Here is a 19,091-nt window from a genome sequence, read left to right as displayed (position 1 = left end):
ACGCTCGTCGCCGGAACACATGCGGCGACGACGGCAGTATTGCACAATCGCTTGTTGGTTAGCGATACAATAATTTTTGTGAACGCGGCTCGAACGCGCTGTAAAACCACGCGAAACGGCGCTATGCGCGCGGTTTCGCCGGCAGCGCCGGCCATGACGCCCCACCGGCACGCGGCCGCCAGCCGGCGCCGATTCGGCCCCGCTTGCGCTCAGATGGATTCAGGCTGCGGCATGCCGATCGCGTGGTAGCCGCCATCCACGAACAGCACCTCGCCGGTGGTCGAGGCGCCGATATCCGCGCACAGATACAGCGCCGCGCCGCCGATATGGTCGAGCGCCGCGTTGGCGCGCAGCGGCGCGTTGGCCTGAGCGTGCTTGTAGACCCGGCGCGCGCTGCCCACCGCCGAGCCGGCCAGCGTGCGCATGGGGCCGGGGCTGAGGGCGTTGACCCGCACGCCCTCGGGGCCGAGATCATTGGCCAGATAGCGCACCGAGGCCTCGAGCGCCGCCTTGGCCACCCCCATCACGTTGTAATTGGGCATGACCCGCTGGGCCCCGAGAAAGCTCAGCGTGACGATCGAGCCGCCGTTCTTCATCAGGGGCAGCGCCCGGCGCGACAGGTCCACCAGCGAATAGCAGGAGATGTCGAGCGTGTTCAGGAAATTGCCGCGCGAGCTGTCGGCGAAGCGGCCGGTCAGTTCGGTCTTGTCGGAATAGGCGATGGCGTGGATGAGAAAATCCAGCGTCCCCCATTCCGCTTCCAGCGCCGCGAACACCGCGTCGAGCGAACCCGGATCCTGCACGTCGGCGGGCAGCAGCAGCCTGGCGCCGACGCTCTCGGCCAACGGCTTCACCCGGCGCCCGAAATTGTCGCCCTGATAGGTGAAGGCCAGTTCCGCGCCATGGGCGTGCAGGGTGCGCGCGATGCCCCAGGCGATGGAATGGTCGTTGGCCACCCCCATCACCAGCCCGCGCTTGCCCCGCATCAGGCCGCAGGCGCCCGCGGCCTCACCCATGATAGCGGCTCAGCGTCAGCGAGGCGTTGGTGCCGCCGAAGCCGAAACTGTTGGACAGCACGGTGTCGAGCCCGGCGTCGTCGACGCGGGTCATGGCGATCTCGTCCTTGTGCAGCGCCGGGTCCAGTTCGGTGATGTTGGCCGAGGCGGTGATGAAATCATCCTGCAGCATCAGCAGGCAGTAGATCGCCTCCTGCACCCCTGTCGCGCCCAGCGAATGCCCGGTGAGCGACTTGGTCGAGGAGGCCACCGGCTGGTCGTCGCCGAACACCCGGCGGATGGCCTCGATCTCGCCGATGTCCCCGACCGGGGTCGAGGTGCCGTGGGTGTTGACGTAATCCACCTTGCGATCGCCGAGCGCGTCGATGGCCAGCCGCATGCAGCGCTCGCCGCCCTCGCCCGAGGGGGCCACCATGTCGAAGCCGTCGGAATTGGCGGCGTAGCCGGTGACCTCGGCGTAGATCTTCGCGCCGCGGGCTTTCGCGTGCTCCAGCTCCTCCAGCACCACCACGCCGGCGCCCCCGGCGATGACGAACCCGTCGCGGGTGGCGTCATAGGCGCGCGAGGCGGTCTCGGGCGTGTCGTTGTGCTTGGAGGACATGGCCCCCATGGCGTCGAACAGGCAGGACAGGGTCCAGTCCAGTTCCTCGCCGCCGCCGGCGAAGACGATGTCCTGCTTGCCGAACTGGATCTGCTCGACGCCGTTGCCGATGCAATGGGCCGAGGTCGAACAGGCCGAGGTAATCGAATAGTTGACCCCCTTGATCTTGAACGGCGTGGCCAGGCAGGCGGAATTGGTCGAGGACATGCAGCGCGTGACCATGAACGGCCCCATGCGCTTGGGCGCGCCCTTTTCGACGACGATGTTGTGCGCCTGGAAGAAATTCTTCGTCGACGGCCCGCCCGACCCCATCACCAGCCCGGTGCGCGGGTTGGACACGTCGCCCTCCTCCAGCCCCGAATCGGCGATCGCCTGCTGCATGGCGATGTAGTTGTAGGCGGCGCCGTCGCCCATGAAGCGCAGCTGGCGCTTGTCCACCAGCGCCTTGATGTCGATGTCGGGCATGCCGTGGATGCGGCTGCGAAAGCCGTGATCGGCGTAATCCTGGGCAAAGCTGATGCCGGATTTTCCCGCCTTGAGGCTGGCGAGCACCTGTTCGGCGTCGTTGCCGATGGATGAGACGATGCCGAGACCGGTGATGACTACGCGCCGCATCTGCGCCTCCTGATTGACTGGTGGTCCGCCCCGGTCATGCGGGGCGCGTGTTGCGCGGGCGGCTCAGCCCGCGTCCTGAAACAGACCGACCCGCATGTCCTTCGTGGTGTAGGCCAGTTCGTCATCCGCATACATGCGCCCGTCGGCGATGCCCAGCTTCAGGCGCCGATCGATGATGCGGCGGAAATCCACTTCGTAGCGGACGCGCTTCACCTCCGGCGTCACCATGGCGTTGAACTTCACCTCGCCGACGCCCAGCGCCCGGCCGCGCCCGAGCATGCCCTTCCAGCCGAGGAAGAACCCGGTCAGCTGCCACAGCGCATCGACGCCAAGGCAGCCCGGCATCACCGGATCGCCGAGAAAGTGGCATTCGAAGAACCAGAGGTCGGGGCGGATGTCGAGCTCGGCGATCACCTGGCCCTTGCCGTTCTCGCCGCCATCCCCGGTGATCGAGGTGATGCGGTCGAACATCAGCATGGGCGGCGCCGGCAGCTGCGCGTTGCCGGGGCCGAACAATTCGCCACGCGCGCAGGCCATGAGCCCGTCGAAATCGAAGCTGTTCGCTCGTTGGATGGTCTGATCGTTCATCTGGCCCTCTGTTCAGCCGCCCGCTGTTCAGCCGTTATCCTCTTCGCGCGCGTCCCCGCGGCCCCGCGCCGCCGCAAACCGCCGCAGGCGTCACGCCGGCGTTACAGCTTGTTGCAGCGCGCTCACGAATTGCCGGACTCCCTAGCATCGCGCGCCCCGATGACGCAAGCGCGGCGGCGCCGGCGCGCGGGGCGCTGGAATCCCTGCGCAATTCGCGAATGTGACCGGCATCGCGCCAGTTCGGGCTTGATGCGCCCCAGTTGCGAACGCTATGCATGAACGCATGGACGCTCTTTCACAGTCATTCGATGCGGCGGCGGAGAATCGGGCCTGCGCCTGGCTCGCGCGCGGCGATCTTCGCCCCACCCGTCAGCGGCGCGCGCTGGCCATGCTGCTGGTGGGCGACGGCAACGATCGCCACGTCACCGCCGAGAGCCTGTTCGAGGCGGCGCGCGAGACCGACGAACCGGTGTCCCTGGCCACGGTCTACAACACCCTGAAGGCCTTCACTTCGGCGGGGCTGCTGACGGAGATCTCGGTTGACGGCGGGCGCGCGTATTTCGACACCTGCGTCGAGGATCATCCGCATTTCTACTGGGAGGATGACGGCAAGCTGACCGATGCGCCCTCGGGCTCGGTGGCCTTCCTGAAACTGCCCGAAGCCCCCGACGGCGCGCGAATCGCCAAGGTCGACGTGGTGCTGCGCCTGCGCCGCGCCCGCCCCTGACGCCGAGCCGACGCTGCGCCTGCCCCGGCGCCCATCCCTGACCCTGCGGCGATCGGGCGCGCCGGGCGCCGCGGCTCATTCGAATGTCTCGCCCGCGTCCGCGCCCCAGAATTCGGTTTTCAGCGCCCAGCCCGCATGGCCATCGGCCTCCAGCGCGCACCACTTCGCCGCGCAGGATTCGATCGACGCGATCACCCCCTGCTCCAGCCACGCCGCCAGCGGCGCGTCCGGCTTCGGCGCGCGGCGCAGGGCCGCCCTTTCGCTGACCACGACGGCGGTGCGGTGCAGGCTCAGCAGCGAATAGTGGATCCAGCCGCCAACCCCGTCCTTGTCGCGCACCCGCCGCCAGTTGTCGTATTCCGCCGTCACCTGCAGCGGCATGCCCCGGCGCTGGAACACCCAGTCCACGCGGTAGTTGAGCCCGGGGCCCCGGCGGGCGTTGGCGAGCCGCGTCTTGAGGCTGACATAGCGGGGCAGATCGCGCCCGGTGACGGGGCCGGGTTCGGCCCGGGCCGGCGGCGGCGCAAGGCCGGAAACCGCCGCCAGGCAAATCGCCGCCGCCGCCAGCCCCGCCATGCGGGTCCGGTCTCTGAAAACATGTCGCATCCGCTCGCGCCTCTCACGTTGGGGGCCGCATGGACCCCGCCGGGCTTTGCTTGTAAGTCTATCCCGGAATTCCGTCGCGAGGAGAAAAACATGACCGCAGCCAGACCCCGGGTCATTGTCACGCGCAAGTTGCCCGAGCCGGTGGAAACCCGCCTGCGCGAGCTGTTCGAGGTCGAGCTGAACCTCACCGACGCCCCCCTGAGCCGCGACCAGCTGGGCGACGCCATGCGCCGCGCCGACGTGCTGGTCCCGACGGTCACCGACCAGATCGACCAGCGGCTGCTGGCCGGGGCCGGGCCGGACCTGAAGCTGATCGCCAATTACGGCGCCGGGTTCGACCATATTGACGTCGAGACCGCCCGTCGGCGGGGCATTCTGGTCAGCAACACCCCCGGCGTGCTGACCGAGGACACCGCCGACATGACCATGGCGCTGATCCTTGCCGTGCCGCGGCGCATCAAGGAGGGCATGCGCCTGATCGAGCGCGGCGACTGGACCGGCTGGGCGCCCATGGCGCTGACCGGCAGCCGCATCACCGGCAAGCGGCTGGGGATCCTCGGCATGGGGCGCATCGGCCAGGCGGTGGCGCGCCGCGCCCGCGGCTTCGGCATGCAGATCCACTACCACAACCGCCGCCGCCTGCATGAAAGCATCGAGACGGAGCTGGAAGCCACCTATTGGGAGAGCCTCGACCAGATGGTGGCGCGCATGGACGTGGTGTCCGTCAACTGCCCGCACACCCCGGGCACCTTCCACCTGCTGAACGCGCGTCGCCTGCGGCTGATGAAGCCGGGCGCCTATGTGGTCAACACCTCGCGCGGCGAGGTGATCGACGAAAACGCCCTGACCCGGATGCTGCGCGCCGGCGACCTGGCGGGCGCCGGGCTCGACGTGTTCGAACACGAACCGGCGGTGAACCCGGATCTGGTGACTCTCGACAACGTGCTGCTGCTGCCGCATATGGGCTCGGCCACCGAGGAAGGCCGCATCGAGATGGGCGAGAAGGTGATCCTCAACATCAAGACCTTCGCCGACGGGCACCGGCCGCCGGATCAGGTGCTGCCCTCGATGCTGTGAGGCGGAGCCGGCGAATCGCCCGCGACGCCAACCACAGGTGGATCTTCGGGTCGAATGAACAACCGTCGGGCGGTCTCGCTTTGGATTTTCAGTGCAATTGCCTCAAAATCAACGTTAATTTTCAGTTCACGCTTGTTTCGAACATGAACGGGCATTAGTTTTTTCTGATCACGGGGTCAGGACAGGAGGCCGTTATGGTCGCAAAGTCTGTATCCGCCCCGGGCCTCTTTGGCGGCCCACTGGGCGACGCGTGGAACTGGTTGCTTCAAGGTCATACTCTGGAATTGTTCATTCTGGCCATGATTTTAACGACGGTGTGCTCGCGGCTTTTCAGCGGCACCAAGTAGGCGATCGGACTCCTCGCGGGGACACATGCATGCGAATGGCCCGGCGCGCGACAGGCGCGCCGGGCCATGCGCGTTCTTTAGGCGCGATCACATGGTCGGGCGGCCAGGCGACCCGGCAATCAACCAGTCAGGCAAGCGGACAATCAGGCCTGCGCCCGCATGTCGGCGCAGACCGGGCAGCCGGGGCGCGGCCCGACGCGGATGCGCCGGGTCTCGCCATGCAGCGCGTCATACAGCAGCAGCGCCCCGGACAGGCCCGCGCCCGCCTGCGCGATCTCCTTCACCGCCTCCACCGCCTGCATGGCCCCCATCACCCCGGCGAGCGCGCCCAGCACCCCGGCCTCGGCGCAGCTCGGGGCCAGCCCCTCGGCGGGTCTTTCCGGGAACACGCAGGCGTAGCAGGGGCCGCCCTGCCAGGGCTTGTAAACCGAGATCTGCCCCTCCCACTGCCCGATCGCCGCCGCCACCAGCGGCTTTTTCAGGCGCGCGCAGGCGGCGTTGACCAGATAGCGGGTGTCGAAATTGTCAGACCCGTCGAGCACGAGATCATAGGCGCCGATCAGCGCCCCGGCATTGGCCGCGTCAAGCCGGGTGGCGTGGGTCTCGACGCGCACATGCGGGTTGACGGCGGCGATCCCGGCCCGGGCGCTGTCTGTTTTCAATTGCCCGACGCGATCGGTGGCGTGCAGCACCTGGCGTTGCAGATTGGACAGCGACACCGCGTCGTCATCGACGACCCCCAGCGTCCCGACCCCGGCGGCGGCCAGATACAGCAGCGCCGGCGAGCCCAGCCCCCCGGCCCCGATCACCAGCGCGCGCGCCTGCTGCAGGCGCCGCTGCCCCGGCCCGCCGATCTCGCGCAGGATGATGTGGCGGGCGTAGCGGTCGAGCTCCTCATAGGAAAAACTCACTCGAGAAGGCCATCCGTATGGGCTTTCAAATCACGCTTTACACCGTGCCCCATTGTTCTCAGGATAACTCTGACGCCCTCTCGCCGTGCAAATTTAAATGCCGGTATCAAGTCACTATCACCAGTGATCACCACAATAGTGCTCACCAATCTACCCAAAGAAAGTCGAGCAATATCCAGACCCATTCTAAGGTCCACCCCTTTTTGTTCAATGTCTGGAGAAAAATCATCAGCGGTTAGTATTCTATTCTCCTTCCTCAAGCTCTTCGCAGCATTTGTACTTATTTTCATTCCCCTAGTGCTAGTTTCTCCGAGTCGTAGGGAAATATCGTCCTTAAGTTCCAGAGATTGTAAAAACGCCTTGTTTCTCCTGGCAACGTCAGTTTGCGATAAATTTATTTTTTCTCCAGAAATAGGGTTTATAATTGTATTAGTTGCCGGCTCAGCGTCATAGTAGTAGACTCTTAGAAGTTCGAAATTTTTGAGTTTTTCGTTATCCAGTACAAATGAAAGCTCTACCAAAACGTCGTCAATGTCTGGAAGCTTATTTCCAATTTTTTTGTATAGTTTGCGAACGAAGAACGCTCCGTCCACTAGTACAGCAAATCGATGTGACAATTGGCGACTCCACTCCCTCGCGGCCTCTCGGCGCTTGGATGAGAACGAGGAAGTGGAGTCTATATGTGATCTATGGGCTGTTGCAAGCACACGTTAGCACCTGCTCAAACCCATATGCAAAATATATGGTAAGTCCTGCCGATTTGGAAAGAGTCGGTTTTGTCACACACTGCCTGCAAAATGTCACAGCCCGCCGAACAGCGCCGTGAACAGGTAGCGCCGGCGAGCCCAGCCCCCCGGCCCCGATCACCAGCGCGCGCGCCTGCTGCAGGCGCCGCTGCCCCGGCCCGCCGATCTCGCGCAGGATGATGTGGCGGGCGTAGCGGTCGAGCTCCTCGTCGGTGAACGCCATCTACCCCTCGCGCTCCCGCGCCTTGCGCCGCGCCCAGCGGATCAGCAGCGCATAGGCCAGCACCGGCGCCGCGATCGCCGCCGCCCAGCCCGCCGCGCCGGCGAAATCGGCGATCCGCGCGCGGTTGCCCGAGCCCTCGGCCGACAGCAGCCAGACCGCGGCGAAGGCCAGCGGCGTCGACGCGATCCATGCCTGCGCGCCGCGCGCCCAGCCCAGATGCAGCGCCGCGAAGCCGCCAAGCAGCAGCGGGTAGCCCAACAGCTCCCACAGGGCGATGTCCACGGGCCCGCCCTAGAGCCCGTCGAACAGCGCCGTGGACAGGTAGCGTTCGGCGAAGCTCGGCAGGATGGCGACGATGCGCTTGCCCGCCATGTCCGGGCGTTCGGCGATCTCGATGGCGGCGGCGACCGCGGCGCCCGACGAGATGCCGCCGGGAACGCCTTCCAGCGCCGCCAGCTTGCGGGCGGTCTCGAAGGCGGTCTCGTTGCCGATGGTCAGCACCTCGTCGATCAGATCGGCGTCGAGCACCCCGGGCACGAAACCGGCGCCGATGCCCTGGATCTTGTGGGGCCCCGGATCGCCGCCCGACAGCACCGGGCTGTCCTCGGGCTCCACCGCGACGATGCGCACATTCGGGTTGCGCGCCTTCAGCACCTTGCCGACGCCGGTCACCGTGCCGCCGGTGCCGACGCCGGAAACGAACACGTCCACGACGCCGTCGCAATCGGTCCAGATCTCCTCGGCGGTGGTGGCCTCGTGGGCCGCGGGGTTGGCGGGGTTTTCGAATTGCTGGGGGATCACGGCGCCGGGGGTCTCGGCGGCCAGGGCCTCGGCCCGGGCGATGGCGCCGTTCATGCCCTTGGACGGGTCGGTGAGCTCAAGCTCCGCGCCCAGCAGCGCCAGCATCTTGCGCCGCTCCACCGACATGCTTTCGGGCATGCACAGCACCAGCCGGTAGCCGCGCGCCGCGCAGACGAAGGCCAGCGCGATGCCGGTGTTGCCCGAAGTCGGCTCGATGATCACGCCGTCCGGCCCGATCCGCCCCGCCCGTTCCAGCGCGTCGATCATGCTGACGCCGATGCGGTCCTTGACCGAGCCCAGCGGGTTGAAGAATTCCAGCTTGGCGCAGATCTCGGCCTTCAGCCCCAGATCCGTCTGCAGCCGCGACAGGCGCACCAGCGGCGTGCCGCCGATGGTCTGAGTGATGTCGTCAAGGATGCGTCCGCGTGGCGGGGTGGTCTGCATGCTGTGGGCCTCCCGGTCAGGGGCGCGGACCGGCGGGGGCCGGGCGCCGCGCTCAGATGGTGAAATCAGGCGAAACCTCGTCGGCGCGCGGCGCCTTCAGCGCCGCCGCCTTGCGGCATAGATCCTCCATGGTGATGCGGTCGAGACGGGCCAGCAGATCGGTCTGCATCTCGTCCCAGACCGGCGCGACCACCAATTCGGCGAGCGCGCTCTGCGAGGGGCGCTCGCCCTCCTCGGCGTCCAGCGCCGAAACCACGCGCACCACGTCGCCGACGGTGACCCGGCGCCGTTCGCGGGCCAGCGAATAGCCGCCCTTGGGGCCGCGCACGCCCTTCAGCACCCCCGCCCGCACCAATTGCTGCATCACCTGTTCCAGATAGCGCTGCGGAATGCCCTGGCGTTCGGTGATGTCGCGCGCCTGCACCGGATTGGGCCGGGCGTTGTAGGCGATGTCGAGCACGGCTTCGAGCGCCAGCACGGTTTTGCGGGACAGTTTCAGCATGCTTGCCTCGGAGGTTTCGCAAAAGCGGTCATTCGCCCGGCCTGCGCCCGAGGCCGGTGGAGCCGAACCCCCCCGCGCCGCGATCGGTGGGGTCGAGCCGGTCGGTGACGATCCAGCGCGCCTGCTGCACCGGCGCGATGATCATCTGCGCCACCCGGTCGCCATGACCGATGGCGAAAGGCGCGTCGCCGAGATTGATCAGCAGCGCCTGCACCTCGCCGCGATAGTCGCAATCAATGGTGCCCGGCGCGTTGGCGACGGTGATCCCGTGGCGCAAGGCGAGGCCGGATCGCGGGCGGATCTGGGCCTCCAGCCCCGCGGGCAGCGCCAGCGCCAGCCCGGTGGGGATCAGCGCGCGCTGCATGGGCGCGAGCGTCAGCGCGCCCCGGTCCGGCAGGCAGGCGCGCAGGTCCATGCCCGCGGCGCCGCGGCTTTCATAGGCGGGCAGCGGCAGGTCCGGGTCGTGATGGTCGAGCCGGCGGATCGGCACCTCCATGGGCGGCGGCGCGGTTGAAATCAGGCTCATGGACTGTCCTTTGGCGCGGGGCTCGCGGGGTGAGGGTCAGGGGCGGCCTCCCCGGCCAGATGGCGGGCGATGCGCGCGGCGAGGCGGCGGGCGACCTCCGTCTTGGAGGCGCGCGGCCAGTCCTCGGCGCCCGCGTCGGTGATCAGCGTGACGGCGTTCTCGGCCCCGCCCATGATCCCGGTGGCCGGCGACACGTCATTGGCGAGGATCCAGTCGCAGCCCTTGCGCAGGCGTTTGGCCATGGCGTTGGCGCGCACGTCGTCGGTTTCGGCGGCAAAGCCGATCACCAGGCTTGGGCGCCCGGTCTCCAGCCGCGACGTCCGGCGCAGGATGTCCGGGTTTTCGGCGAATTCCAGCGCCGGCAGGGTCCCGTCCCGGGCCTTCTTGATCTTCGACGCGCTCTCGCTCAGCACCCGCCAGTCGGCGACGGCGGCGGCGAACACCGCGATGTCGACGGGCAGCGCCGCATCGACCGCGTCGCGCATCTGCCGCGCGGTCTCGACCTCGACCACCTCGACGCCCGCCGGGCGCGCCGCCGCCGCCGGGCCGGTGATGAAGACCACCTCGGCGCCCAGGTCGCGCAGCGCCGCGGCGATGGCCGTCCCTTGCGCGCCGGAGGATCGGTTGGCGATGTAGCGCACCGGGTCGATGGGTTCATGGGTCGGGCCGGAGGTGACGAGCGCGCGCCGCCCCGCCAGCGGCCCGGTCTTCGGCCCGGCTTTCAGCGCCGCGGCGATGGCGGCGACGATCTCCAGCGGTTCGGCCATGCGCCCGGGCCCGTATTCGCCGCAGGCCATGTCGCCCTCGTTGGGCCCGACCATCCGCACCCCGTCGCCGCGCAGGGTCGCAAGGTTGCGCCGCGTCGCCGGGTGATCCCACATGCGGAGATTCATCGCCGGCGCGATCAGCACCGGCTTGTCCGTGGCCATGAGCAGCGTCGAGACCAGATCATTGGCCAGCCCGCCGGCCATCTTGCCCATCAGGTCGGCGGTGGCGGGCGCCGCAACCAGCAGATCGGCGGCGCGGGACAGCTGGATATGGCCCATCTCGGCCTCGTCGGTGAGATCGAACAGATCGCGATAGGTCTTCGCCCCGCTCAGCGCCGAAACCGACAGCGGGGTGACGAATTGCTCGGCCGCGCGGGTCATGGCGCAGGTGACGCGGGCGCCGCGTTCGCGCAGGCGGCGGATCAGGTCGAGGCATTTATACGCCGCGACCCCGCCGCCGATCAGCAAAAGAACATGTTTGCCCTCCAGCATTCCGCTCCTCGCCAGCAAGCGCCGCACCAAACGGGAGATCCGGAAGTTTCCCGCCCCAAGACTGTAATTACCGCAATTCCCCTGCGCAACCGGCGCGACGCCATGTTGGACGAATCGCATGCCGCCGGCGGCGCATCACTGGGTTGGCTCGACCGGCGCCGGGGCATCCAGATCACGCAGATCGTCCATCAGATCGGCCGGCAGCGCGCGCTTGATGCGAAGCCTGACAAAGCCTTCGGCCTTGCCGGCCTCGGCTTCGAACAGCGCAACCACCTCCCGCACCCACTTTTCTTCCGACGGCAGCGTGCCCGCCAGTCTCCCATGCCCATATCGCCCGTCCAAGGCTCGGAACAACCATCGCCAATTCGCCTTTGGCGACTCCATCCAGGCCGCAACGAAATCCGCCGCCGGAATATGGGACAGGATGGGGATGTGAGCATAGGGGTTGTCGCCAGCATGCGTGTTGCACACCTGCCCGAAAAAGGCTTCGCCATCGGTTTTCACGAGGTCCAGCAGGTTGGCAATTATCTCGGGATACTGCTGTTCCAAAGCTTTTTCACGGCATGAAACAAGATGCTCGAAAATCCCGTCAAAATGAGTCCCTGTCGCTTCGGGCGCCCAGTAGCCCAGACCTTCGCAAGACTGATCAATGGAGCGTTTCCAATCCCAGTCGGTTTCTCTAGCCGGCAGCCTGCGCTCAGCCAGAAGATCGTCGATATATTTCCTGCAGGAGGCCGCGACCGCATCCAGATCACCGTCCAGAATTCCATTTTCCGACATCATAAGGCGCAATGCGAAAACGTGCAGCATCTCACCCGGATCCTCGATTTCGCGATTGTCAAACTGCTGCTGCATCCTTTTGGCGGCATCGTTCACCTCATCGTCATCCGTGCGATCAAAACCGATGACCACCCGCCAAGGGGGCGGTTCCTCCGCATCCCGGAACCTGTAATCTTTGTTCAATGATCTCTGGATGGAACACTGATCGAACAATCCATTTACAAACATATCCACGATGACAGGCTTTTCCAGCAGCGGATCGGAAATGTCGACATCATTATATTTCGCGTCTATAATGTCGCCCTTTGACTGTTTATTTTTTTTCGAACCCTTATGCGAGCCACTCATCATATCAACGGCGATATGTTCTATTGAAGTTTTCTTTATTTTAATAATACCCTTCTTTTTCAGCTTCCCCATCCTGACTTCAATATTGTAGACTGAGAACAGACGAACGAGGTCTCTCATTCCTTCCTTGCGATCCAAATGCGAATCATCCAGTGCATCATGGAGTCGCGCCAAATCTTCGATCAAATGCTTCAAAACGCGCAAGGAAGACGCCTTGGATTCGTTGAAAATCTTGATGACATCTGATCGGTATTCGTTCAGAAATTCCTTCTGTTTGTCCTTGAGTGTTCCGCGAAAAACATCAAATGCGCCGTCTATCTGCGGCTCCACCCTTATCGTTTGCCCGAATATCTTCTCTTTCACATCGGGGAGGTCCAGAATTTTCGCATCATGCGCAATCACCACGACCCGGCATCCGCGATGCTCGACGTAAGCATTGATGACGCCGAGCAAATTATTCAGATCCAACCCGCATCGCTCCAGATCGTCAAAGATCAGGGTGCGGTTGATCGTGGTTTTTCGGCGAAGCGCGGCGCTCACAATTCCGAAGCCCAGCGTGCCCGCGCCCCCGACAACCCCGCCAGTCATCCTTGCGCCTTGCTCCAAACCGGCAAACAGTTTTTTCGCCCCGGACAGTGTTGGGTCTGTTTCAACCAGCACCGCCGAATGTATTTCATCGGCCGTTTGCAGCCCATACAGGCTCACGCAATACCGCTCGGCTTCAGGAATGGCGGCTTTCACCTGAAAAGTCTTGCCAACCCCCCATTCGCCGGTGACGAGCACCGCATAGCCCGGCTTTTCGCGCTTTCGGTAGTAGCTCAGATAGTCTTCAAGATTGGATGCCATTCGAAACTCCTCGCCATCTAATCAGTGAAGTGACGTTCGCCCCCTACCCCCAGAAAACCGACAGCGCCGCAAACGCCGCCGCGCCCCCGATCGCGCCGGCGATCAGCGGCCATGCGCCGCCGCCGCGCGGGCGCTGGTCGGCGACGGCGGGCGCGGGGTCCTCGCTCAGGCGGATCAGGGCGCGTTCGGCGATTTCCGGCAGGCGCGGGCCGAAACGGGCGAACACCCTGGCGGTGGCGCGCAAATCGCGCAGCGCCGCCTTGGGGCCGAGGTTTTCGCGCATCCACTGCTCCACCACCGGCTGCGCGGTCTTCCACATGTTGACCTGCGGATCCAGCGTGCGGGCCACGCCCTCGACCACCACCATGGTGCGCTGCAGCAGGATCAGCTCGGTGCGGGTCTCCATGCCGAAGCGCTCGGTCACGTCGAACAGATGCGCCAGCAGCCGGGCCATGGAGATTCGGCTCGCGTCCTGCCCGAAGATCGGCTCGCCCACCGAACGCAGGGCCTGGGCGAAAGCCTCGAGATCCTGATCGGCGGGCACGTAGCCGGCCTCGAAATGCACCTCGGCGACGCGGCGGTAGTTCTTGGTGATGAAGCCGAACAGGATTTCGGCGTAGACCCGCCGCGTATAGGGGTCGATGCGCCCCATGATGCCGAAATCCAGCGCGATCAGCGTGCCGTCATCGGCGACCTTCAGGTTGCCCTGATGCATGTCGGCGTGAAAGAACCCGTCGCGCAGCGCCTGGCGCAGGAACACCTGGATGGTGAAGCGGCCCAGCGCCTTCAGGTCATGCCCGGCGGCCCGCAGCGCCGGCACGTCGCCCATGGGCAGGCCCTCGGCCCATTCCAGCGTCATCACCCGGCGCGCGCAAAGCGGCCAGATCACCTCGGGCACTGCGAAGCCGGCGTCGTTTTCGGAATTGGCGCGGAATTCGGCGGCGGCGGCGGCCTCGAGCCGCAGGTCCAGTTCGGTGTTCACCACCTCGGCGAAATGCGCGCAGACGGCGCGCGGGCGCAGGCGGCGGGACGAGGGCAGCAGCGCCTCCAGAATCCCGGCGATGAAGAAGAACGCCGCCACATCCTTCTGGAACGCCCGCTCGATGCCCGGGCGCAGGATCTTCACCGCCACCCGGCGCCCGGTGGCGCGTTCGGTGGCCGGGTGCACCTGGGCGATGGAGGCGGCGGCGATGGAGGGGCCGAAATCGGAGAACAGCTCCTCGACCGGGGCGCCGAGCTCGCGCGCCGCCTCGGCGCGGGCCTCCCCGTCGGGAAAGGGCGCGAGCTTGTCCTGCAGCACCCGCAATTCGCCCGCCAGCTTTTCCCCGGCCACGTCGGGGCGGGTGGACAGCGTCTGGCCGAACTTGACGTAGGCCGGGCCAAGCGCGGTCAGCGCCCGCGGCACCGGGGGCAGCGCCGGATCGCCCTTCAGCCCCAGCGGCGACAACGGCCAGCCCAGCACCCGGGCGGCGACGCGCAGGGCGCGCGGGGCGTCCATGGCGGCCAGCGCCTCGTCCATGGCGCCGGTGCGCTGGAAGGTGGCGCCGGTGCGCGCCAGACGCCAGAGATTGGCGGGAATGTTCAGCATCAGATGCGCCAGCCCGAATGCAGCGCGGCGATGCCGAAGCTCAGGTTGCGATAGGCGACGCGGGAAAACCCGGCCTCGCGGATCATGCCGGCGAAGCGGTCCTGATCGGGGAATTTGCGGATCGATTCCACCAGATACCGGTAGCTGTCGCGATCCCCGGCGATCGCCTGCCCCAGCCGCGGGATGACGTTGAAGGAATAGAGGTCATACAGCTTCTGCAGCCCCTCCACCGGCATCTGGCTGAATTCGAGGCACAGGAACCGCCCGCCGGGCCTGAGCACGCGATAGGCCTCGGCCAGCGCGTCCTCGATTCGGGTGACGTTGCGGATGCCGAAGGCGATGGTGCAGGCGTCAAAGCCGCGATCGGGGAAGGGCAGCGCCATGGCGTCGCCGCAGACCCAGTCGAGACTGCCGGACACTTGTTCGGCCTCGGCGCGCTTGCGCCCCTCGGCCAGCATCGATTCGGTCATGTCGAACACCGTGGCGCGGGCCGGCCCCCTGACCCGCTTGAGAAACCGGAAGGCGATGTCCCCGGTGCCCCCGGCCACGTCGAGCAGATTCATGCCCGGGCGCGGCGCCAGCCAATCCATCATCGCGTCCTTCCACAGACGGTGGATGCCCAGCGACATGGCGTCGTTCATCACGTCGTACTTGCCGGCGACATTGGTGAACACGCCGTGCACGAGCCCGGCCTTTTCGCCCTCCGCCACGTCGCGAAAGCCGAAATGGGTGGTCGATTCGGGCTTTTGCCCGGTCTCGGATGGTGTATCGGATGCTTGGGTCATGGGCGGGACGTATACCCCGCGCGATCGCGGAGCGAAACATGCCGGAACTGCCCGAGGTTGAGACAGTGAGACGCGGGCTGGTCCCGGTGATGCAGGCAAAGCGCCTGCTGCGGGTGGAGCAGCGCCGCCCGGACCTGCGCTGGCCGTTCCCCGAACGCTTCGTCGACCGCCTGCAGGGGGCGCGAATCGATCACCTGGGGCGGCGCTCCAAATACCTGCTCGCCGATCTCGACACCGGCGAGACGCTGATCATGCATCTTGGCATGTCCGGTCGGCTGCTGATCGGCGCGACCGGCGACGCCCGCCGCCCCGGACCCGCGCCGCAAAAGCACGACCACGTGATCTTTCACCTGGCGGGCGGCGCGCGGGTCGCCTTCAACGACGCGCGCCGCTTCGGGTCCATGCACCTCGTCGCCACCGACGCGCTGCAGGGCCACCGGCTGATCGCCGGGCTGGGGCCGGAGCCGCTGGGCAATGATTTCCACGCCGATCTGCTGGCCGAACGCTTCGCCGGCAAGGCGGCGCCGGTCAAGGCGGCGCTGCTCGATCAGCGAATCGTGGCGGGGCTGGGCAACATATATGTCTGCGAGGCGCTGTGGCGCGCGGGCGTATCGCCGCGCCGCCGCTGCCGCGACATCGCGCGTCCGCGCATCGAACGCCTGACCGCCGCGATCCGCGACGTGCTCGCCGACGCGATCGCCGCCGGAGGCTCGTCGCTGCGCGATTACCGTCGCGCGGACGGGGAGTTAGGCTACTTCCAGCACAGCTTCGCGGTCTATGGCCGGGCCGGCGAACCCTGCGCGACGCGCGATTGCGGCGCGCCGATTCGCCGGATCGCGCAATCGGGGCGATCGACTTTCTATTGCGCCGCCTGCCAGAGGTGACGTCATATTCAGGCCTTGATTGGCGGCGCGGCCTTGGCTACGACGCCCATCCGTCCCGCCCCGCGCCGCCTTGCAATCCGGCGCCGGGCCGCGAGGCGCGCAAGAAACAAGACGCTGCGACAGCACGAGGGTGACGCAACATGGCCTACAACACGCTGATCGTCGAAACCCGGGACCATGTGGGTCTCGTCAAGCTCAACCGCCCCGAGGCGCTGAACGCGCTCAATCAGGAACTGCTCGGCGAACTCAACGTCGCGATCCGCAAGTTCGACCTGGACGACAAGATCCGCTGCATCGTGCTGACCGGATCGCAGAAGGCCTTCGCCGCCGGCGCCGACATCAAGGAAATGTCCGGCAAGACCTTCGTCGAGGTGTTCCGCGAGGATTTCTTCACCGACAAGCATGACGACTTCGTGCGCACCCGCAAGCCGGTGATCGCGGCGGTGTCGGGCTATGCGCTCGGGGGCGGCTGCGAACTGGCGATGATGTGCGATTTCATCCTCGCCTCGGACACCGCGAAATTCGGCCAGCCGGAGATCAATCTCGGGGTCATCCCCGGCATCGGCGGCACCCAGCGCCTGACCCGATTCGTCGGCAAGTCGAAGGCCATGGAGATGAACCTCACCGGGCGCTTCATGGATGCGGACGAGGCCGAGCGCTCGGGGCTGGTCAGCCGGGTGATCCCGGCGGACGATCTTCTGGAGGAGGCCATGTCCACCGCCGCCAAGATCGCCGAGAAATCGCTGCTGACCTCGATGGCGGTGAAGGAATCGGTGAACCGCGCCTACGAGACCACGCTGGCCGAAGGCGTGCGCTTCGAACGCCGCCTGTTCCACGCCCTGTTCGCCACCGAAGACCAGAGCGAGGGCATGGAGGCTTTCCTGGAAAAGCGCGCGCCGCAGTTTCGCGGACGGTGACCGCCGGATCGCGGCGAATCGATTCGCCTCGGCCCCGGCGCGACGGCCCGGATCGCTCCTGGGCGGCGGGCGGCGATTTCGACCGCGCCCCGGCGCCTTTCGCCGCCCATTGACGGGCATCGGGGGCGCGTGTATAGACGCCGCTCACCTTTCGACAGATAGGAACGGAACACCGCATGGCCAACTCGCCATCCGCTCGCAAGCGCATTCGCCAGACCGAGCGTCGCACCGAAATCAACAAGGCTCGCCGCAGCCGCATCCGCACCTTCATCCGCAAGGTCGAGGAAGCGATCGTGGGCGGCGACAGGGACGCCGCCGCCGCGGCGCTGAAAGCCGCGCAGCCCGAGATCATGCGCGGCGCCACCAAGGGCGTGTTCCACAAGAACATGGCCAGCCGCAAGGTGTCCCGGCTTGCGCGCCGGGTGAAGGACATGAAGCCGCTCGGCGCCTGATTCGCCGCGCCGGCCGCCCGGTTGCGCACCGCCGGGGGCCGGCGCCGCGCAACCGGCGGCGTGACCGCGCATCCGGCGACCGCGCGCGGCGCGGGACCGCCGGTTCGCAGTCGCAGCATCGACATTGCAGCGCCCTGTTGGAGCGGGCCGCCACGGCGGCGCCGCTCTTTGCTTGCGCGAGGCCGCGTCAAAGCCGATTCCGGCGCCGATCCGGGCCCGCAAGCCCGCCGCAGCGCAGCATTTCAGCGCAGACCCCATGTTCCCCTTTTCGACCTGTTGCGCGGTCAAGGGGGTCTGGAATATCTTTCCAGACTGCTGAGAATGGCGTTCTCGCCCGGCCATCATTGTTGCCACCGTCAAATAGAAAGTAAATCCGCATCATGGCGGATGTAATTTTGTGCGAATATTGAAGCTTTACGCCGCGCCATTTCGCCGGTCCATTCTCCATCAATGACTTAACTATTTATTAGCCATGCAGGCGACGGTTTGACTTGCGATCCCCCCCTCCCCCCGCCTACCATATGACAGCGATTCCGAATGACCTCGCGATTGTTTCAGCGGTCCCGACGCCGATCGGCGCTCCGGCCCCTGAGTCTTTTTCACGAACCTCCCGGCCAGGGAGACCGCCCTACAGGAAGCATGACGCGCCCATGAGCAAGCCTGCCGAGCCCCCCGTCGCCCAAACGCCCCCGGATCAGGCTTACAAAGCGCTGGCGTCGGATGCCGACGCCGCGCTGGTGGACGTGCGCACGCGACCGGAATGGGCGTTCGTCGGCCTGCCCGATCTGACAGGGCTGGGCAAGCAGACCTGGCTGGTGGAATGGCGCGGCTATCCCGACATGGCGGTCAATCAGGATTTCGTCGCCGCGCTGGCCGCGAATTTCGGCGATGCGCCGCCCAAGGCGATCTACTTCATGTGCCGCTCCGGCGCGCGTTCGCTGGAGGCCGCGCGCACCGCCGCCGCCCATTTCGCCGCCACCGGGCAGGACATCGCCTGCGTGAACGTGGCCGAGGGGTTCGAGGGCGATCTCGGCGGCGCCGGGCATCGCGGCGAAACCAACGGCTGGAAGGCGCGCGGGCTGCCCTGGCGGCAAAGCTGAACGAACAAGAACGAGAGAACCGGCGGAGCGCCCCGTGCGCCAGGTCGGTCGAGGGAGAATCCATGGCCGAGACGCCAGAGCCGCCGACGCATGATATCGCCCCCGCGTGGACCCGCATCCGGGAAATGACCCGCAGCGAAATCGGCCACGCCGCCTTTGAAAGCTGGATCAACCCGATCACGCTGGTCGCCACCGGCGACGGCGCGGCGGTGCTGACCGCGCCGTCGAATTTCATCGGCGACTGGGTGGACCGGCATTACGGCGAGGTGCTGGTGCGCACCATCGCCACCGAATTCGACGACGTGCGCCGGCTGGAATTCAAGGTAAGGGCGCGGCGCGGCGAGCCCCCCCGCCCGGCAAGCCCGCGCCCGCCGCCCCCTCGCGACCCCGCCGCCCCGCGCG

The 19,091-nt window shown here is 66.5% G+C and carries 20 protein-coding genes and 2 pseudogenes; 7 read left to right on the top strand and 15 right to left on the bottom strand.

The features are described 5' to 3' along the window. Positions 1-209 precede the first annotated feature (209 nt). The 3 genes from AC1HC7_RS01235 to fabA all read right to left on the bottom strand — a co-directional run bounded on the left by AC1HC7_RS01235 (position 210) and on the right by fabA (position 2,820). On the bottom strand, positions 210-1,016 hold the full coding sequence (locus tag AC1HC7_RS01235) for an enoyl-ACP reductase FabI (RefSeq protein WP_479495232.1): 807 nt from the start codon (positions 1,014-1,016) through the stop codon (positions 210-212). Beyond that, on the bottom strand, positions 1,009-2,232 hold the full coding sequence (gene fabB, locus AC1HC7_RS01230) for a beta-ketoacyl-ACP synthase I (protein WP_479495233.1): 1,224 nt from the start codon (positions 2,230-2,232) through the stop codon (positions 1,009-1,011). The genes AC1HC7_RS01235 and fabB overlap by 8 nt, the downstream gene beginning before the upstream one ends. Positions 2,233-2,295: 63 nt before the next feature. Then, positions 2,296-2,820: a bifunctional 3-hydroxydecanoyl-ACP dehydratase/trans-2-decenoyl-ACP isomerase gene (fabA, locus tag AC1HC7_RS01225; RefSeq protein ID WP_479495234.1), complete on the bottom strand. Its 525-nt coding sequence runs from the start codon at positions 2,818-2,820 to the stop codon at positions 2,296-2,298. A gap of 283 nt (positions 2,821-3,103) precedes the next feature. Here fabA and irrA point away from each other — a divergent pair, with 283 nt between their 5' ends. After that, entirely contained in the window at positions 3,104-3,547 is a 444-nt protein-coding gene (irrA, locus tag AC1HC7_RS01220; protein WP_479495235.1) for an iron response transcriptional regulator IrrA, read from the top strand. A gap of 75 nt (positions 3,548-3,622) precedes the next feature. Here the strand turns inward: irrA and AC1HC7_RS01215 are convergent, their stop codons facing one another. Beyond that, complete coding sequence (locus AC1HC7_RS01215; RefSeq protein WP_479495236.1) at positions 3,623-4,153, bottom strand: SH3 domain-containing protein; 531 nt, start codon at positions 4,151-4,153, stop codon at positions 3,623-3,625. A 90-nt stretch (positions 4,154-4,243) separates the two neighbouring features. Between AC1HC7_RS01215 and AC1HC7_RS01210 the strand changes: the two genes are divergently transcribed. Beyond that, positions 4,244-5,230: a 2-hydroxyacid dehydrogenase gene (locus AC1HC7_RS01210; RefSeq protein ID WP_479495237.1), complete on the top strand. Its 987-nt coding sequence runs from the start codon at positions 4,244-4,246 to the stop codon at positions 5,228-5,230. A 490-nt stretch (positions 5,231-5,720) separates the two neighbouring features. On the opposite strand, the pseudogene AC1HC7_RS01205 reads toward AC1HC7_RS01210, so the two are convergent. The 11 genes and pseudogenes from AC1HC7_RS01205 to ubiE form a co-directional block, all read right to left on the bottom strand. Further along, a pseudogene (locus AC1HC7_RS01205) lies at positions 5,721-6,485 on the bottom strand (HesA/MoeB/ThiF family protein); the annotation flags it as partial. Beyond that, positions 6,485-7,081 (bottom strand): NYN domain-containing protein, encoded by a 597-nt coding sequence (locus tag AC1HC7_RS01200; RefSeq protein WP_479498571.1) that lies wholly within the window; start codon positions 7,079-7,081, stop codon positions 6,485-6,487. The pseudogene AC1HC7_RS01205 and the gene AC1HC7_RS01200, both read right to left, overlap by 1 nt. A 238-nt stretch (positions 7,082-7,319) precedes the next feature. Continuing rightward, a pseudogene (locus tag AC1HC7_RS01195) lies at positions 7,320-7,454 on the bottom strand (ThiF family adenylyltransferase); the annotation flags it as partial. Positions 7,455-7,457: 3 nt separating this feature from the next. After that, entirely contained in the window at positions 7,458-7,739 is a 282-nt protein-coding gene (locus tag AC1HC7_RS01190) for a hypothetical protein (RefSeq protein WP_479496144.1), read from the bottom strand. A gap of 9 nt (positions 7,740-7,748) precedes the next feature. Next, on the bottom strand, positions 7,749-8,702 hold the full coding sequence (gene cysK / locus AC1HC7_RS01185) for a cysteine synthase A (protein ID WP_479498570.1): 954 nt from the start codon (positions 8,700-8,702) through the stop codon (positions 7,749-7,751). A 52-nt stretch (positions 8,703-8,754) separates the two neighbouring features. Beyond that, positions 8,755-9,204, bottom strand: a complete 450-nt coding sequence (locus tag AC1HC7_RS01180) for an RrF2 family transcriptional regulator (RefSeq protein ID WP_479496146.1) — start codon at positions 9,202-9,204, stop codon at positions 8,755-8,757. A 28-nt stretch (positions 9,205-9,232) separates the two neighbouring features. Then, a complete protein-coding gene (gene dut / locus AC1HC7_RS01175) occupies positions 9,233-9,700 on the bottom strand; it encodes a dUTP diphosphatase (RefSeq protein WP_479496149.1) in 468 nt (155 codons plus the stop codon). 26 nt (positions 9,701-9,726) lie between these two features. Further along, on the bottom strand, positions 9,727-10,989 hold the full coding sequence (gene coaBC / locus AC1HC7_RS01170) for a bifunctional phosphopantothenoylcysteine decarboxylase/phosphopantothenate--cysteine ligase CoaBC (RefSeq protein WP_479496147.1): 1,263 nt from the start codon (positions 10,987-10,989) through the stop codon (positions 9,727-9,729). A 135-nt stretch (positions 10,990-11,124) separates the two neighbouring features. After that, complete coding sequence (locus AC1HC7_RS01165) at positions 11,125-12,963, bottom strand: P-loop NTPase fold protein (RefSeq protein ID WP_479498569.1); 1,839 nt, start codon at positions 12,961-12,963, stop codon at positions 11,125-11,127. 43 nt (positions 12,964-13,006) lie between these two features. Further along, positions 13,007-14,551: a 2-polyprenylphenol 6-hydroxylase gene (ubiB, locus tag AC1HC7_RS01160; protein WP_479498568.1), complete on the bottom strand. Its 1,545-nt coding sequence runs from the start codon at positions 14,549-14,551 to the stop codon at positions 13,007-13,009. Beyond that, complete coding sequence (gene ubiE, locus AC1HC7_RS01155) at positions 14,551-15,336, bottom strand: bifunctional demethylmenaquinone methyltransferase/2-methoxy-6-polyprenyl-1,4-benzoquinol methylase UbiE (RefSeq protein ID WP_479496899.1); 786 nt, start codon at positions 15,334-15,336, stop codon at positions 14,551-14,553. Before ubiE ends, ubiB begins: the two co-directional genes overlap by 1 nt. Positions 15,337-15,374: 38 nt before the next feature. Between ubiE and mutM the strand changes: the two genes are divergently transcribed. The 5 genes from mutM to AC1HC7_RS01130 form a co-directional block, all read left to right on the top strand. After that, positions 15,375-16,220 carry a bifunctional DNA-formamidopyrimidine glycosylase/DNA-(apurinic or apyrimidinic site) lyase gene (gene mutM, locus AC1HC7_RS01150; RefSeq protein ID WP_479496900.1) on the top strand — a complete coding sequence of 282 codons (846 nt, stop codon included), beginning with the start codon at positions 15,375-15,377 and terminating at the stop codon, positions 16,218-16,220. 140 nt (positions 16,221-16,360) lie between these two features. Beyond that, on the top strand, positions 16,361-17,137 hold the full coding sequence (locus AC1HC7_RS01145) for an enoyl-CoA hydratase (protein ID WP_479496901.1): 777 nt from the start codon (positions 16,361-16,363) through the stop codon (positions 17,135-17,137). A 176-nt stretch (positions 17,138-17,313) separates the two neighbouring features. Then, entirely contained in the window at positions 17,314-17,589 is a 276-nt protein-coding gene (gene rpsT, locus AC1HC7_RS01140) for a 30S ribosomal protein S20 (RefSeq protein ID WP_479496902.1), read from the top strand. Between the two features lie 650 nt (positions 17,590-18,239). Further along, positions 18,240-18,689, top strand: coding sequence for a rhodanese-like domain-containing protein (locus AC1HC7_RS01135; RefSeq protein ID WP_479496903.1), 450 nt, complete (start codon positions 18,240-18,242; stop codon positions 18,687-18,689). 62 nt (positions 18,690-18,751) lie between these two features. Beyond that, on the top strand, positions 18,752-19,091 hold a 340-nt coding region (locus AC1HC7_RS01130), incomplete at its 3' end, for a DnaA N-terminal domain-containing protein (protein ID WP_479498567.1).

Source organism: Oceanicella sp. (genome assembly GCF_056449545.1).
Note: the sequence above shows the minus strand (reverse complement) of the source record. Positions and strands in the feature narration are given on the sequence as shown.